Genomic DNA, 14,374 nt, shown 5'->3' on the forward strand with positions numbered 1-14,374 from the left:
CGGTTCCAAACGTTATGAGAGGAGGCCCCACCATGACACCACCAGCATGCACGGGGGCGGCCGCCCTCCTGCGCGCCGGCCTGGTTGGGGCCGTGCTGGCAATCATCACCGGGATTTTCGGCATGCACGTGATGACCGGAAATCATGCCTCCCACGGGGATCACACCGCAGCGGTGCAGGTGGAAGAGGGCCACTCGAACACCGGCCACTCGAACACCGGGCACTCGGACACGGGGCATGTTGCGGCGCGCCACCCAGGGGCGGACCACGCCCAGATGGCCCGCGCCGAGGCCGTGCACACTGTGGCCTCCGACATCACCTCCTGCGCAGGATCGTGCCATCGTGTGCAGGATTCCGGAGCGTCGTGCATACCGTCCGCCAAGGCGAGCGGGCTAACGGTCTTCCCACCCCGGGAAAGCGGGGTTGTCTTCCGGGCGGGACCCGGAAGTCCCACCGGTCCGGCGGCCGCCCACCCCCACACTCCCCCGTCCCCAACGCCCTGTGAATTGTCCATCAGCCGGACGTAGGCCGGACTGCGCCACCACCATCCACCCTCGGCACAGTTCCCAAAACGTTTGTAAGGACACTTTCATGAACACGAAGATTCGAAACATCTCCATCGCAGCTGCCCTGGCGGCTTCCTTGGGCCTGGCTGGCTGCGCAGCGACGTCCACGCCCTCCGGTGTGAACACCATGCCCGGGATGCACGGCGGCAGCTCAAGCCCCATGGCCAGCATGATGCCCGGCGCGGACGACGACCATAACCAGGCGGACATCATGTTCTCCCAGATGATGATCCCGCATCACTCGCAGGCCGTGGAGATGAGCGACATCATCCTGGCGAAGCAGGACATGCCGGCCGAAGTCACCACCCTGGCCACCAAAATCAAGGCAGCCCAGGCGCCGGAAATCAAGACGATGCAAGGGTGGCTGGAGACCTGGAACCAGCCCACTGGAATGATGAGCGCCTCCGCCATGCCCGGCCATGGGATGGGCGGCATGGTGGATACGGACGGCATTGACAAGCTCAAGTCAGCCCAAGGGACCGCCGCCGCACAGCTGTTCCTCGAGCAGATGATCGGCCATCATGATGGCGCCATCGACATGGCCAAGCAGGAGATCAGCGCCGGCAAGTACCCGGCAACGATCCAGCTCAGCCGCGACATCGTCACCTCGCAGGAAGCCGAGATCGTGGAGATGAAAGCGCTGCTCGCCAAACTCTAGCCAGCAGGCTCGAGGCGCCGGCCCGGCTACGGGCCGGCGCCTCACCGTTACCCTTTTCGTTCCACCATCTGGAGTTACCCATGCCCCCGTACCTGTTCACCCGTCCCCGATACGCCGCAACGGCCGCCGCGGCCTCCGTGCTCCTGCTCGCCGTCGCGGCCTGCGCACCCGCATCGCCACGGGCCTCAGGCACCTCTGCCCCGGCCACCTCCGCATCCGGCCTGCCCAGCAGCCACGTCCACGGCCTGACCGTGAACCGCGAAACGGACCAGGTTCTCCTGGCCACCCACGACGGCCTGTTCGACCTCACCACCCAGCCCGCCAGCAAAATCGGCGGCACCAACGACCTGATGGGGTTCACGGCCGGCCCGGAGCAGGGCGTCTTCTTCGCCTCCGGCCACCCCGGGCCAGGTTCAGACCTGCCCAATCCACTCGGCCTGATCAAATCCACCGACGGCGGCAAGTCATGGGAGCAACTCTCACGCCAGGGGGAGTCGGACTTCCATGCACTCACCGCGGCCAAGTCCGGCCTCGTGGCCTTCGACGGCACCCTGCGCACCAGCCCCGACGGGAAGACCTGGTCCGTGCAGGCCGCCGGGTTCGTCCCCGCAGCCCTGGCCGCGGACCCTACGAGCGACACGGTCCTCGCCACCACCCAGGACGGGGTGCAGCGCTCCACGGACGGCGGCAGGACCTGGGCCCTAAACCCGGCGGTCCCCGTAATCCAGTACGTCACGTTCGCCAGCCCCACCACGGCCATCGGCGTGGAACCGGGCGGCTCCGTCCACTATTCAGCCGACGGCGGGGCCACCTGGTCCGCGAAGGGACGGATTGATGGGCAGGTCCAGGCGATAGCGGCCGTGGAAGGTTCAGGGGCCGGCGCCCGGGTGTGGGCCGCCACCTCCACCGGAGTGGTGGTCTCCACCGACGGCGGTGCCACGTTCCGGTCCTGGGCAGCCGGCTAATCCGGTCGTTGCCACTGCCGTCGCGGTGTTGGGGCGGCCGGACCGGCCCGTGCTACGTTGAAATACGGGCCGTACTGGTCCGGCGCCCTGGCTGGAAAGAGAAGTTCCTTGGAATCCCCCGCACCCGACGCCGCCCCCGTCAGAATCCTGACCGTCTGCACCGGCAACATCTGCCGCTCGCCGGTGGCCGAACGGCTGCTTCAGGCAGGGCTGGACCAGGTAATGCCGGGCGGCTTTGTGGTGACCAGCGCCGGGACCCGGGCCATGGTGGGCGACCCCATGCAGCCCCTCTCGGGGGACATCGTGCGCACGTTCGGCGGGAACCCTGACGGCTTCGTGTCCCGGCAGCTGACCGGCAAGATCCTGCGCGGCGTGGACCTGGTGCTCACCATGACGTCCGGCCACCGCGGCGAGGTGCTTCAGCTGGACGCGTCCCTGCTCAAACGCACCTTCACCATCCGCGAGTTCGCCCGGATGCTCGACGTCCTGGACGACCGCACCGACGGCACCGCCGTGCATGCGGAAACGGTCGACGGCGGCGATCCCCTGAGTGCCAACACCGCCTTCTGGCGCGGACTGCCGGCCCGGGCCGCGTCCGTGCGGCACCTGTCACTGCCGGCGGATTCCGCCGAGAACGACATCATCGACCCCTACCGCCGCGGGCCTGAGGTCTACCGCCAGATGGAAGACGAGCTCGCGCCGGCGATCATCTCCGTGCTGCGCCACGCCCGACTGAACGTGCCCGCCTAACCCGGCCCGCCGGCGTCGTGCCCTCATTGCCTGGCAGCGCAACGCGGGGTCATTCCCTGCCGCCCCAGGCCTCGGAAGGGGCAAGGAGTGACCCCGCGTTGCTATAGGTCAACCGTTAGGAAAACGAAACACGCCTGCCCATGGCGGAACCGCACGCGCGGGCGGACACTAAGTCATGGTCACCCCAAGCGGTCCTGAGCGAATCAGCCCCGGCACTCCGGGCCACGAAAATGCTACCCCTGTGAGGCTAAAACGCCGGCGACTGATCGCGGCCCTGTTGTCGCTGCTGCTGGTGGCGGTGGTGGCGGTATCCGCCCTGGTTTTCAGCCGCCCGGCCGTGGAGGTTGCCGCCCCGGAGCCCACAGCAACGGAGACCGCAAACCCCACCCCGTCCGAGACGACGCCGCCCCCGCCGGCACCCGCGCCGCCCCCGCCGCCTGAGCCCATCGCGGAACTTCCGGCCGTTCCGATGACCATCCTGCTGATAGGCAGCGACAGCCGCGCCAACGCCAGGGACCAGGCGGGCATCACCCAGTCCACAGGCGAGTACCAGGACCAACGGGCCGACTCCATGATGCTGGTCCACGTCCCGGCAGACCGGCGGAGCGTCCACGTGGTCTCCATCATGCGGGACCTCTACGTGAACATCCCCGGCTACGGCGCGTCCAAGATCAACGACAGCCTGTCCGTGGGCGGCATCCCGCTGGCGGCACGGACCGTGGGCGAACTGATGGGCACCCCCATCGACCACACAGTCATGCTGGACTTCAACGGGTTCAGGGCACTCACCGACGCGCTGGGCGGCATCGACGTGGACGTCACCTTGCCATTCCAGGCCACCTTCGACACGCAGCACGTGTTCACCCAGGGCATCAACCACCTCGACGGCCAGGCGGCACTGGAGTTCGTCCGCGAGCGCTACGCCTTCGTCGACGGCGACTACCAGCGCGTCCGGAACCAGCAGACATACCTTCGCGCCGTCCTCGCCCGGCTGACCAGCGCCAGCACCCTCACAGACGTCACCGCCCTGCGGGGCCTGGTGAATTTCGCCGGGAGCTACCTCACCGTGGACCAGGGCTTCGACCCCGTGGGCGTGGCCGTCCTGGCCTACGCGATGCGCGCCATCGACCCGAACAGCTTCGTCTCCATGACGCTGCCCACCGCCGGCACGGGCATAGCCGCCGGCGGAGCCTCGGTGGTGTTCCCTGACTACGCCGGGATCGCCCAGATGGCCGCGGCCATGCGCGAAGGTCGGCTGCCGGAGTACGCGGGAGCCCGCTGACGCGGAGCTGACCTGGCGTCGGAGCTGTTCAGGCGCGCCACATCCGGCGTTCACCTGCGGGTAGGAGTGCGTGTGCCCGCTGCGTGAAGGGTGGAGGCATGACTGAACTTTCGCGCCGCACCGTTGTCAAGGGATCCGTCCTCGCCGCCGCACTGGCTGCCGTACCCACCGCCGCCCAGGCCGCCGCACCCGGCAGCCCCACGCCGTCGGGCATCCCGCTGGTCCGCAACCGGCTCACCCTCCCCAGCGGGATCGCCACCGGCGACGTCACCGCCGATTCCGCCGTGCTTTGGTCGCGCGCTTCGGGGCCCGGGCGGATGCTGGCCACCCTCCGGGCCGTGGACGACGGCGGCGCCGCACTGAGCGGCCGGGGCGCCTTTGAGCGGACCCTCCGCGGTCCGCGCGCCACCCAGGCCTCCGACTTCACCGCCAAGATCCATGCCGGCCGCCTCCCCGCCAACACCCGCTTCGCCCTGGAAATCAGCTTCGAGGACGAGGACGGCGCCGCGGGCGAAACCGTCAACGGCACTTTCCGTACGGCGCCGGACACCGGGACCTTCAGGAGCGGCACCAAAGGCAACGGAGGCGCCAAAGCCGACGGCTCGCCGTCGTCCGTCCAGAGCTTTGTCTGGACCGGCGATACCGCCGGCCAGGGCTGGGGCATCAACGAGGAACTCGGCGGGATGCGCGGCTACGAGGCGATGCACAACACGCGCCCGGACTTCTTCATCCACTCCGGTGACACCATCTACGCCGACGGCCCCATCGCCGCAATCGTGGTGGAACCGGACGGCCAGATCTGGCGCAACGTGGTCACGGACGAAGTGTCCAAGGTGGCCGAAACCCTCACCGAATTCCGCGGCCGGCACCGCTACAACTCGCTGGACGCAAACATGCGTGCCATGTTCGCGGACATCCCCGTGATTGCCCAGTGGGACGACCACGAAACCCACAACAACTGGTACCCCGGGCAGATCATCGACGACGCCCGGTACACCGTCCGCGACGTCAACACCCTCGCCGCCCGCGGCCGGCAGGCGTGGCAGGAGAACATGCCCATCGCGGACAGTTCGGCGCTGTGGCGGCCGGGAACGTTCGACGACGGCGGGCAGTACCAGCCGGCGCGCATCTACCGGAAGATCAGCCGCGGCCCCCAGCTGGACATCTTCTGCCTGGACATGCGCACCTTCAAGTCCCCGAACACGGACGGGAAAGAAGCGTACGCCACGTCCATCCTGGGCCAGGAGCAGGTGGACTGGCTGATCCGCGAAGTGTCGAAGTCCAAGGCGACCTGGAAAGTCATCGCGGCCGACCTGCCGCTGGGCATCGTGGTCCCGGACGGCCCGGTGAACGAGGAAAGCGTGTCCAACCGTGACAACGGCGCACCGCTCGGCCGCGAACTCGAGATCGCCGGCGTGCTCAGCGCCTTCAAACGGAACAAGGTAAAGAACATCGTGTGGCTGACCGCCGATGTGCACTACTGCGCCGCACACCACTACTCGCCCGAGCGCGCAGCGTTCACGGATTTCGATCCGTTCTGGGAGTTCGTGGCCGGTCCCATCGCGGCGGGCTCCTTTGGGCCCAACGCCATGGATGGGACGTTTGGTCCGGAGGTCGTCTTCTCTAAGGCCGGCCGGTCCGTGAATCAGTCCCCGCGCGATGGCGAGAGCCAGTTCTTCGGGCACGTCCAACTGGGTGAGGACAACTCCTTCACTGCCAGCCTCCGCAACGCCAACGGCGTCACGGTGTTTTCCAAGGTCCTGACCCCGGAAAGGTAGTTGGTTGCCCGGGCGGGCCGTGACGGACTGCCCGGGATCCCGTTAGCTTTGGGTGGGGTCCGGGTGCAGGGGCGTCGGCCCCGGGTCCGGGATGGGCAGCGGGCCGGGAGGTTCCGGCGTCGGTACGGGGCTGGGCCTGGCGGGTCCCGGGTGCCCGGGTTGGGTGGGATCCGGAGTGAACGGGTCAGGCCCCGGCTCCGGCGGAAACGGCTCGGGTTCGTGCACTGGCGGGATGGTCATGAAGCTTCCCCTCTCACGCTGGGCGGATGCGCCTTTGCGTGATCAGGATACGCCCGCCTCCGTTTGCCGATCTACGCCGGACGCTCCCACTCAAGCCGGACGCTCTCTCAGTTAATGCGGGAATTCCTCGAACGCTCTCTCAGTTGATGGGGCCCGAGGCACACGAGGTGATAGAGCGTCGGTCAAAAACCCGCATTAACTGAGAGAGCGTTTTGGAAGTACGGGCCGGTGTGCTGCGCGCAAAATCCTAGGCGGGGCGGCGGAGGTGGTGAGGTTGGTAAGCCGATGCGTGGCCGAGGTCGTCGGCGTCGCGCATGGCGCGGACGGCGAAGGCCACCACCAGGCGGCCCTCGGCGGCGTCCGTGGACCGGATCGTCAGGCTCCGGGTGCCGGCCGGAACGGAAGGGGTGAACACCTGCAGGTTCCGGGAGCCCACGCTCGCCGAATCCTGCAGCGTGTAGACCGTGCCCCAGTGATCCTCGACGGTGATTTCGGGGACCGCGGCGCCGGCAGCGGATTCCACATGGATGTTGACCACCAGGCAGGTGCTCCAGACCTCCACGGAGAGCACCGTGAAGTCTGCGGCCTTGGTCATGTGCAGCCCGAACGTGGGCGGCAGGAGCATCTGGCGGAGGGTGCCCTTCGGTATCAGGTTTCTCATCATCGACCCCAATTTACAAAGTGTGCTTTTAATTACTGCGCGGTAACCACGCCCTGTCAAGGGTCTGGCGGGGCACTTTGTGGGATGCCACATTGATCGTTATACGGACCGGAAAGTGGGTACGCCTCAAGTAGGCTCTGCACGGGCAGGGACGCACGACGACGGGGTGGTTTGTCTTGGAAAACAGCGGTTTGACGCAGGCAGTGCGGGAAGCCGGCGCGGTGGAGCTCATCCTGGTCCGGCATGGCGAGAGCGAAGGCAACGTGGCGGCCACCGAGGCCAGCCAGGCCGGTGCGGACGTCATCGACGTGCCGGCCCGCGACGCGGATGTGACGCTGTCCCATACGGGGCAGGACCAGTCGCTCGCGCTGGGCAGGGCCTTGGCGTCGCTCGAGGAGGAGCTCCGGCCCGACGCTGTGGTGTCATCCCCCTACGTTCGGGCGCATCAGACGGCGGAGATTGCCGTGGAAACCGCCCGGTGGCCCGTCAAGGTCCGCACCGACGAGCGCCTCCGCGACCGGGAACTCGGCATCCTGGACATGCTCACCCGGCAAGGCGTGGAGCGGCGACTCCCGGAAGAGGCCGAACGCCGGCGCTGGCTGGGCAAGTTCTACTACCGTCCGCCTGGTGGCGAATCCTGGGCGGACGTTGTGCTGCGGCTGCGCTCCGTCCTTGGCGAACTGAACAACCTGGGCAGCGGGCAGCGGGTGATGCTGGTGTGCCACGACGCCCTGATCCTGCTGGTCCGCTACGTGCTGGAAGGGATGACCGAAGCGGAACTCCTGGACCTGGCCGCCAGCACCTCGGTCCTGAACGCGTCCATCACCCGCTATGTGCGTCCCGAAGGGCACGGCCCGTGGACGCTGGAGAGCTTCAACGTGGCGGACCACCTCACCGCCCAGGGTGTCGAGGTCACCGAACACGCCGGGGATGCCAATGTCCACCCCCGGTAGCCCCTCTGCCGGTGGCCCGTCTGCCGGTGGCGGGGCAGGTTCCGGCGGGGCAGGTTCCGGCGGGGCAGGTTCCGGCGGCGCCGGCTCGGGCGGAACGGCCGCACCGGGTTCGCGGGCAACGCCGGTCACGCCGTCGCTGCTGCGCAGCTGGCCGCTGCCGTCGGCCGGGGAGGACAAGTACTCCCGCGGCGCGGTGATGGTGATCGGCGGCGCCCGGGCCACGCCGGGCGCCGCCCTGCTGGCCGGAATCGCAGCGCTCCGGGCAGGAGCCGGCAGGCTCACCATGGCCGTCGCCGAATCTGTGGCCACGCAGCTGGCTGTCAGCTTCCCGGAGGCCGGCGTCATTGGGCTTCCCGAAACCAAGGACGGCTCCGTGCGCGGCTCGGGGCTGGACCCCCTTCACGGGGATCTCGAGAGCGCCGACGCTGTTCTGATTGGCCCCGGACTGGACGATGCGGACCGCACGGAAGACCTGCTCAGGATTCTGCTGGAACGGGATGACGACGGCGGCAGTACCGGCGGGGGCTCCGGAACCGGCGGTGCCACCATCATTCTGGACGCCTACGCCCTGGGTTGCCTGCCCAGGCTGGGGGATGCCCTGCAGCCGTGGCATGGGCGGCTGATCCTTACCCCGAACCCGAAGGAAGCAGCGATCCTGCTGGGCCGGGAGCTGGACCAACTGGAAACGGCTGTGCGCGACATTGCCGGGCAGTACCAAGCGGTGGTCAGCTGCCAGGGCTTCATCGCTCGCCCACCGGACATCCAGGCGCCGGAGGGCCCCGAACTCTGGGAAATCACCACCGGCTATGGCGGCCTGGGCACGTCCGGCAGCGGAGACGTTCTGGCCGGCACCATCGCCGGGCTCCGCGCACGGGGTGCCAGCGACGCCCAGGCCGCGTGCTGGGGAACGCACCTTCATGCGGCAGCCGCCGACAGGCTCGCCAGCAGGCTGGGTCCGCTGGGATTCCTGGCCCGCGAACTGGCCGACGAACTTCCGGCGCTGATGCTGGAACTGGGAACCTGACCCTTACTTCTCCCCCAACGCCCGCGGGCGGGTCGCTCGGGAAGGACTCCTCGGACGCAGTGATGACCTCCGGCCCAGCCGGGGGTCATCACTGTGGGGCGTCATCGGAGTTGGGGGCTATGACGCAATCTCGTACTGCGGCTCCTTCGTTTCGATCTCGATATTCCGTGGCTTGGCCTTTTCGGCCACCGGTATCCGCAGCGTCAGCACGCCGGCGTCGTACGTTGCCTTGACGTGTTCCACGTCCAAGGTGTCACCCAGGATCAACTGGCGGCTGAAGGATCCGCGCGGGCGCTCGGAGGCGATCAGCTCGACGTTCCTCCCGGCAGGTTCGGGGCGCTGGGCCTTCACGGTCAGGACGTTTCGTTCCACGTGGAGGTCAACGGAGTCCGGGCTAACTCCGGGCAGATCGAAGGCCACCACAAACTCCTGGTCATCCCGCCACGCGTCCATCGGCATCGCTGCAGGACGCGCACTGGTTCCGAGGACCTGCCGGGTCAGCCTGTCCAATTCGCGGAACGGATCGGTACGCACCAACATGACTTCCTCCTCGTCAGAGCTGGTTTCAACACGCATTAGCTAATCTATGTTGCCTGATACAGATTTTCTATAGCGGCTGTGTGCGGTTCTTCGCAACGGAACTTGCTGCGATCTTTGATGTTGTCATTGCCGGCATCACCATCGGCGTCAGCAGGGCGCGCAGCCGCTCATAGGGATGGCCCCCGGCGAGGCCGGGGGCCACCTTATCGGAAGGGTCACCCGCAAACTGCCGATGCGCTATCTGGCGCTGTGGCGTGCCCAAAGGGCTAGCCGCCCTCAAGAGGCAGATGAAAAAGAACGCGTCCGGATCCTCCCGGTAATGCCGTTTTAGCACCGCACGGAGGACGGTTCAAGGGGTCCCCGCCGGTAACTTTCCCAAAGTTTCTACGGCACCTTCAATGTCTCATGTCTCACGGGGGAAACGATTGACGGGGCAATTCCCAGCAGTGCCATAACGAGGATCAGTTCTGACGTACCGAGCCCGAAATAGAGGCTCTGCAGCCAGGAGTATCCGATCATGGCCACCTCGGTGAAGATCCAGATGATCATGGCGAAGCCCGCAATCGCAGCCACCAACAGAGCCCAGGGACTCCGCGCAACCAAGCCAAAGGCCGCGGCCGCGTGCGTTCCCCCGACGACGACACCCAGAATGAGCCCCAGCACAAGGGAGGACGAGAACCAGGTACCCGCCAGATGTTCCAAGGGGACCCCCGCGCCGCCAAATGCAATGGCCAGTACAGCACCCCCAAGGGCCGATAGTACGTTGAAGATCAGGAGGGCGACGAGTCCGCCCGAGAATGTTTTGCTGGAAATCGGGAGACTCACAAGGGTCCTCATGGGCTGACTGTAGCCCCCCACGCCAATGACCAACAGGGACCATCGGCACCCTGCCCGGAGGGCCTCAGTGAGAGAGCGTTCCGCAAAAGCCCACATCAAGTGAGAGAGCGTTCCGGAAAAGTCCACATCAAGTGAGAGAGCGTCCAGGGGGGGAGGGGGCCGCTACCCCGGTAGCGAACGGGCGTGCCCTTTGCTGGCGGGGGTATCTATATTGAAGGAATGACTCAGACTCCGCTGCAGGATTCCGCCAACTCCTCCCCCGATTCGGCCGCCCCGTCCGCTGACGCCACCAGCACCGGCAGTCTCACGCCGCCGGTCGCCAAGAAGGTCCCGCACGAACGGACCCACCACGGCGACACCTTCGTGGACAACTACGAGTGGCTGCGCGAAAAGGAATCCCCGGAGGTCGTAGAGCACCTGAAGGCCGAGAACGCCTATCAGGAGGCGGTCACCGCGCACCAGGAGCCGCTGCGGGAGGCCATCTTCCAGGAAATCAAGGGCCGCACGCAGGAGACAGACCTGTCTGTCCCGAACCGCAAGGACGGCTGGTGGTACTTCAGCCGCTCGGTGGAGGGCAAGGAATACGGCATCCAGTGCCGGGTCCGCGCCAAGGACACCGGCAACCCCGTGGCCGACTGGACTCCCCCGGCGGTGGAAGCCGGCGTCGAAATCCCGGGCGAGGAAGTGCTGCTGGACGGCAACGTTGAGGCCGAGGGCAAGCCGTTCTTCTCCGTGGGCGGCTCCGCCGTCACGGTGGACGGCAACCTCTTCGCCTACGCCGTGGACAACGCCGGCGACGAACGCTTCACCCTGCACATCAAAGATTTGCGGACCGGCGAACTCCTGCCGGACGTCATCGAGAACGTCTTCTACGGCGTCAGCTTCTCCCCCGACGGCACGCGCATCTTCTACACCGTGGTGGACGACTCGTGGCGCCCCTACCAGGTGAAGTCCCACGTCCTGGGCACGCCCGTCACCGACGATGAGGTGATTTACCAGGAGGACGACGTCGCCATGTGGCTGGGCTTCGAGCTCTCCTCTGACAGGAGTCACCTCGTGCTGGGCATCGGCTGCTCCGAGTACAGCGAAACGCGGCTGCTGCGTTTTGATGACCCGACGGCGGCCCTCACCACGGTGATTTCGCGGGACGAACGCGTGCTCTACGAGGCGGAACCCTTCCTGCTCACCGGCTCCGACGGCGAAAAGCAGGAGCGCATCATCATCACGCACAACCGGAACGCCGTGAACTCCATGGTCTCCCTGGTTGACCCGGCCGAGCTCACCAAGCCCCTCGCCGAGCAGCACTGGAGCACCGTCGTCGAACATTCCGACGACGTCCGCGTCAACGGTGCCGGGGTCACCTCCACGCACCTGATCGTCTCCGTCCGCAAGGACACCATCGAGCGGGTCCAGGTGATGGGGCTTTCCGGGCTGGGAACCCCCGCGCAGGAGGCGCCCGTGGAACCGGCGTTCGACGAGGAGCTGTACACAGCCGGCGTCGGCGGGTCCGACTATGAGGCGCCGGTGATCCGGCTGGGATACACGTCCTATTTCACGCCGTCGCGCGTTTACGATTTTGTCCTTCCCACCCCGGCACAGCCCGCCGGCGAGCTGCTGCTCCGCAAGGAAAGCCCGGTGCTGGGCGGCTACTCCGCCGCCGACTACGTTGCCACACGGGAATGGGCCGCCGCCGCGGACGGCACCCGCATACCGCTTTCCGTCCTGCGGCACAAGAGCATCAAACAGGATTCGACGGCGGCGGGGCTGGTATACGGGTACGGCTCGTATGAGCTGAGCATGGATCCCGGTTTTGGCATCGCGCGGCTGTCGCTGCTGGACCGCGGGGTGGTGTTTGTGATCGCCCACATCCGCGGCGGCGGCGAGCTGGGCCGGCACTGGTACGAGGACGGCAAAAAGCTCACCAAGAAGAACACCTTCACCGACTTCGTGGCCGCCACCGACTGGCTGGCGGACTCGGGCTGGGTGGATCCGTCCCGGATTGCGGCAATGGGAGGCTCCGCGGGCGGCCTGCTGATGGGCGCCGTGGCCAACCTGGCACCGGAAAAGTACGCCGCCGTGGTGGCTCAGGTGCCGTTCGTGGACCCGCTGACGAGCATCCTGGATCCGGAGCTCCCGCTGTCCGCCCTCGAGTGGGAGGAATGGGGCAACCCCATCACGGACCCCGAGGTGTACGCCTACATGAATTCTTACTCACCGTACGAGAACGTGCGGGAGGTGGCCTACCCGAAGATCGCCGCGGTGACATCCTTCAACGACACCCGCGTCCTCTACGTGGAGCCCGCCAAGTGGGTCCAGGAGCTGCGGAACAAGACCACCGGCACGGAGCCCATCGTGATGAAGATCGAAATGGACGGCGGGCATGGCGGTGCGTCAGGGCGGTACGTCCAGTGGCGCGAGCGTGCGTGGGATTACGCCTTCATCGCCAATTCCCTCGGCGCAACGGAGCTGCTTCCGGGGGCCGGCCTGAAATAGCCCCATCCGGGTTCGATATGGTTTCCGAAAAAGGTAACCAGGCTTACCATTGTCGAATGCAGTGCTGTCCGCTGGGGGCAGGTCAACCCGGGCCGGACTTGAGGTGACGTGAGCATGATTCCCCAGCAGCTGATCGCGGGACGCGGGCAGAAGTTCCGCGGCAAGGCGCCGCAACATGTTGTTACCCTGACCGCCGCGGCAGCCCTTATGGTCGGGCTCACGGGGGCGTGTTGGCCCGCCAACGCCACTGATCCCGCCCCGCAAAATACGCCTGCGGATTGGGAGGGCCCGGAACCGCCCTGGGTGTTCCCGTTCGACCCGCCGGCTACCCCGACAGGGGACGGCAACCAGGCCCTGGCGGTGAACACCACCGACGGCTCGGTGGACTACAGCGTGGAATTCTCCCTGATCTGGGCCGAAGACGGCGATCCCGTGGTCACGACGAATGAAGCGTACGCTTTCGCCCACTGCACGGGCTGCGCGGCCGTGGCCGTGGGATTCCAGGTGGTACTGATCGAGGAACAACCCAGTGTCATCGCTCCCCAGAACCATTCCGCGGCCGTGAACTTCAACTGCCTGGAATGCCACACCAATGCGCTGGCCAATCAGTTGGTCCTGAGCGTGGGCTCCGGGCTGAGTGATGACCGGATGGAGCAACTGTCAGCACTGTGGGACGAGATCGACGAGTACGGCAGGAGCCTCGAGTACAGCACAAACCTTCAGAACGTCCCGCTTTCTGAAATCCAGTCCCGGCTGGAGGCGTACAAGCAGCAGATCATCGCCATCGTCCACGCCGACCCAAGTGCCACAACCCCATCGATTGCTCCGTAACTGCCGTTTTGGACACTCGTAACGGCAGTTACGGATCAATCGATGTGCAATAAAGCTAATCATGCTTACTATTGTCTGGCGCGGGCTGCCCACTGGGGGTAGACAACCCGCGCCGTACTGGAGGTTGCGTAAGCATGAACCCGGAAATGCGTCCCCTGACTGACGATGAACTGCTGCTGGAACAGACCACCGCCCTGCCGGACAAGGAAGTTGCTTCCGTCCTGGACCTGAACGCGGACCTGGATCTCGGCATTGATGCGGCAGCCCCCATCGACCTGGCCGTAGCGGCCAACGCCAACGTGGCGGCACCAATTGACGCCGCGGCCTCGGCCAACATCCTCTCCTTCGGCTCGGACGCGCAGGCCTTGGCTGACCAGGGCGTGATCATCGACCAGGGGATCGCGGCGGACGCAAATGCCGATTCCGCCCAGGACAGCATCATCAGCCAGGGCACAGGAACCGAAACGGCGCCGGAGGCCCCGGCCGGAACCGCGCCGGACGCAGCACTGCCCGACGTCGGTGCGCTGCCGGTTGATCCCGCAGCAGCCCTCGACGGGGACCTGCTCAACGTTAACGTGGACCTTGCGGCCGACGCCGACATCGCCGCACCCATCAACGGTGCCGTGGCCGCCAACGCCAACGTTGCTGCCCCAATCGACGCCGCCGTGGCGGCGAACATCGGCTCCATCGACAGCCAGGCCTTTGCCGTGGCTGATCAGGACGCCATGATTACCCAGCACATCGATGGCGCAGCCAACGCTTCGGCCGATCAGCAGTCCAACCTCGAACAGTAAGC

The 14,374-nt window shown here is 66.7% G+C and carries 15 protein-coding genes; 11 read left to right on the forward strand and 4 right to left on the reverse strand.

Annotated elements, in window-relative coordinates; all coding sequences use genetic code 11:
* Positions 1-32: 32 nt before the first annotated feature.
* From AC1MCD_RS15770 to AC1MCD_RS15795, 6 genes are all read left to right on the forward strand, one after another.
* On the forward strand, positions 33-527 hold the full coding sequence (locus tag AC1MCD_RS15770) for a hypothetical protein (protein WP_498673190.1): 495 nt from the start codon (positions 33-35) through the stop codon (positions 525-527).
* 64 nt (positions 528-591) lie between these two features.
* Complete coding sequence (locus AC1MCD_RS15775) at positions 592-1,224, forward strand: DUF305 domain-containing protein (RefSeq protein WP_498673191.1); 633 nt, start codon at positions 592-594, stop codon at positions 1,222-1,224.
* Positions 1,225-1,304: 80 nt separating this feature from the next.
* Positions 1,305-2,189, forward strand: a complete 885-nt coding sequence (locus AC1MCD_RS15780) for a F510_1955 family glycosylhydrolase (protein WP_498673192.1) — start codon at positions 1,305-1,307, stop codon at positions 2,187-2,189.
* A 108-nt stretch (positions 2,190-2,297) separates the two neighbouring features.
* The gene (locus AC1MCD_RS15785; RefSeq protein ID WP_498673193.1) at positions 2,298-2,939 is read left to right on the forward strand and encodes an arsenate reductase/protein-tyrosine-phosphatase family protein; all 642 of its coding nucleotides are present in this window, start codon (positions 2,298-2,300) and stop codon (positions 2,937-2,939) included.
* A 241-nt stretch (positions 2,940-3,180) separates the two neighbouring features.
* Entirely contained in the window at positions 3,181-4,221 is a 1,041-nt protein-coding gene (locus tag AC1MCD_RS15790) for an LCP family protein (protein ID WP_498673194.1), read from the forward strand.
* Positions 4,222-4,319: 98 nt separating this feature from the next.
* Positions 4,320-5,999: an alkaline phosphatase D family protein gene (locus AC1MCD_RS15795; protein ID WP_498673195.1), complete on the forward strand. Its 1,680-nt coding sequence runs from the start codon at positions 4,320-4,322 to the stop codon at positions 5,997-5,999.
* Positions 6,000-6,041: 42 nt separating this feature from the next.
* On the opposite strand, the gene AC1MCD_RS15800 is transcribed toward AC1MCD_RS15795, so the two are convergent.
* Together AC1MCD_RS15800 and AC1MCD_RS15805 are read right to left on the reverse strand one after the other, a co-directional pair.
* Entirely contained in the window at positions 6,042-6,239 is a 198-nt protein-coding gene (locus AC1MCD_RS15800; protein WP_498673196.1) for a hypothetical protein, read from the reverse strand.
* A 247-nt stretch (positions 6,240-6,486) separates the two neighbouring features.
* Entirely contained in the window at positions 6,487-6,903 is a 417-nt protein-coding gene (locus AC1MCD_RS15805) for a hypothetical protein (RefSeq protein WP_498673197.1), read from the reverse strand.
* A gap of 188 nt (positions 6,904-7,091) precedes the next feature.
* On the opposite strand from AC1MCD_RS15805, the gene AC1MCD_RS15810 reads away from it, so the two are divergent.
* Together AC1MCD_RS15810 and AC1MCD_RS15815 are read left to right on the forward strand one after the other, a co-directional pair.
* Positions 7,092-7,853 carry a histidine phosphatase family protein gene (locus AC1MCD_RS15810; RefSeq protein ID WP_498673198.1) on the forward strand — a complete coding sequence of 254 codons (762 nt, stop codon included), beginning with the start codon at positions 7,092-7,094 and terminating at the stop codon, positions 7,851-7,853.
* A complete protein-coding gene (locus AC1MCD_RS15815) occupies positions 7,837-8,877 on the forward strand; it encodes an NAD(P)H-hydrate dehydratase (protein ID WP_498673199.1) in 1,041 nt (346 codons plus the stop codon). The genes AC1MCD_RS15810 and AC1MCD_RS15815 overlap by 17 nt, the downstream gene beginning before the upstream one ends.
* 117 nt (positions 8,878-8,994) lie before the next feature.
* On the opposite strand, the gene AC1MCD_RS15820 is transcribed toward AC1MCD_RS15815, so the two are convergent.
* Together AC1MCD_RS15820 and AC1MCD_RS15825 are read right to left on the reverse strand one after the other, a co-directional pair.
* Positions 8,995-9,417 (reverse strand): Hsp20/alpha crystallin family protein, encoded by a 423-nt coding sequence (locus tag AC1MCD_RS15820; protein WP_498673200.1) that lies wholly within the window; start codon positions 9,415-9,417, stop codon positions 8,995-8,997.
* 384 nt (positions 9,418-9,801) lie between these two features.
* A complete protein-coding gene (locus tag AC1MCD_RS15825) occupies positions 9,802-10,254 on the reverse strand; it encodes a hypothetical protein (protein ID WP_498673201.1) in 453 nt (150 codons plus the stop codon).
* A gap of 219 nt (positions 10,255-10,473) precedes the next feature.
* On the opposite strand from AC1MCD_RS15825, the gene AC1MCD_RS15830 reads away from it, so the two are divergent.
* The 3 genes from AC1MCD_RS15830 (at position 10,474) to AC1MCD_RS15840 (ending at position 14,372) form a co-directional block, all read left to right on the forward strand.
* Complete coding sequence (locus AC1MCD_RS15830; RefSeq protein ID WP_498673202.1) at positions 10,474-12,747, forward strand: S9 family peptidase; 2,274 nt, start codon at positions 10,474-10,476, stop codon at positions 12,745-12,747.
* 108 nt (positions 12,748-12,855) lie between these two features.
* Positions 12,856-13,578, forward strand: coding sequence for a hypothetical protein (locus AC1MCD_RS15835; protein ID WP_498673203.1), 723 nt, complete (start codon positions 12,856-12,858; stop codon positions 13,576-13,578).
* A gap of 134 nt (positions 13,579-13,712) precedes the next feature.
* Positions 13,713-14,372: a peptidoglycan-binding protein gene (locus tag AC1MCD_RS15840; RefSeq protein WP_498673204.1), complete on the forward strand. Its 660-nt coding sequence runs from the start codon at positions 13,713-13,715 to the stop codon at positions 14,370-14,372.
* The last annotated feature ends 2 nt before the right edge of the window (positions 14,373-14,374 follow it).

This window comes from Arthrobacter sp. BF1 (assembly GCF_056680215.1).

What these genes read in the sequence shown, in the direction of transcription:
- AC1MCD_RS15825 (WP_498673201.1), bottom strand. Translation starts at nt 10,254, where the DNA reads ATGAGGACCCTTGTGAGTCTCCCGATTTCCAGCAAAACATTCTCGGGC.
- AC1MCD_RS15775 (WP_498673191.1), top strand. Translation starts at nt 592, where the DNA reads ATGAACACGAAGATTCGAAACATCTCCATCGCAGCTGCCCTGGCGGCT.
- AC1MCD_RS15805 (WP_498673197.1), bottom strand. Translation starts at nt 6,903, where the DNA reads ATGATGAGAAACCTGATACCGAAGGGCACCCTCCGCCAGATGCTCCTG.
- AC1MCD_RS15800 (WP_498673196.1), bottom strand. Translation starts at nt 6,239, where the DNA reads ATGACCATCCCGCCAGTGCACGAACCCGAGCCGTTTCCGCCGGAGCCG.
- AC1MCD_RS15820 (WP_498673200.1), bottom strand. Translation starts at nt 9,417, where the DNA reads ATGTTGGTGCGTACCGATCCGTTCCGCGAATTGGACAGGCTGACCCGG.
- AC1MCD_RS15780 (WP_498673192.1), top strand. Translation starts at nt 1,305, where the DNA reads ATGCCCCCGTACCTGTTCACCCGTCCCCGATACGCCGCAACGGCCGCC.
- AC1MCD_RS15815 (WP_498673199.1), top strand. Translation starts at nt 7,837, where the DNA reads ATGTCCACCCCCGGTAGCCCCTCTGCCGGTGGCCCGTCTGCCGGTGGC.
- AC1MCD_RS15840 (WP_498673204.1), top strand. Translation starts at nt 13,713, where the DNA reads ATGAACCCGGAAATGCGTCCCCTGACTGACGATGAACTGCTGCTGGAA.
- AC1MCD_RS15795 (WP_498673195.1), top strand. Translation starts at nt 4,320, where the DNA reads ATGACTGAACTTTCGCGCCGCACCGTTGTCAAGGGATCCGTCCTCGCC.
- AC1MCD_RS15830 (WP_498673202.1), top strand. Translation starts at nt 10,474, where the DNA reads ATGACTCAGACTCCGCTGCAGGATTCCGCCAACTCCTCCCCCGATTCG.
- AC1MCD_RS15770 (WP_498673190.1), top strand. Translation starts at nt 33, where the DNA reads ATGACACCACCAGCATGCACGGGGGCGGCCGCCCTCCTGCGCGCCGGC.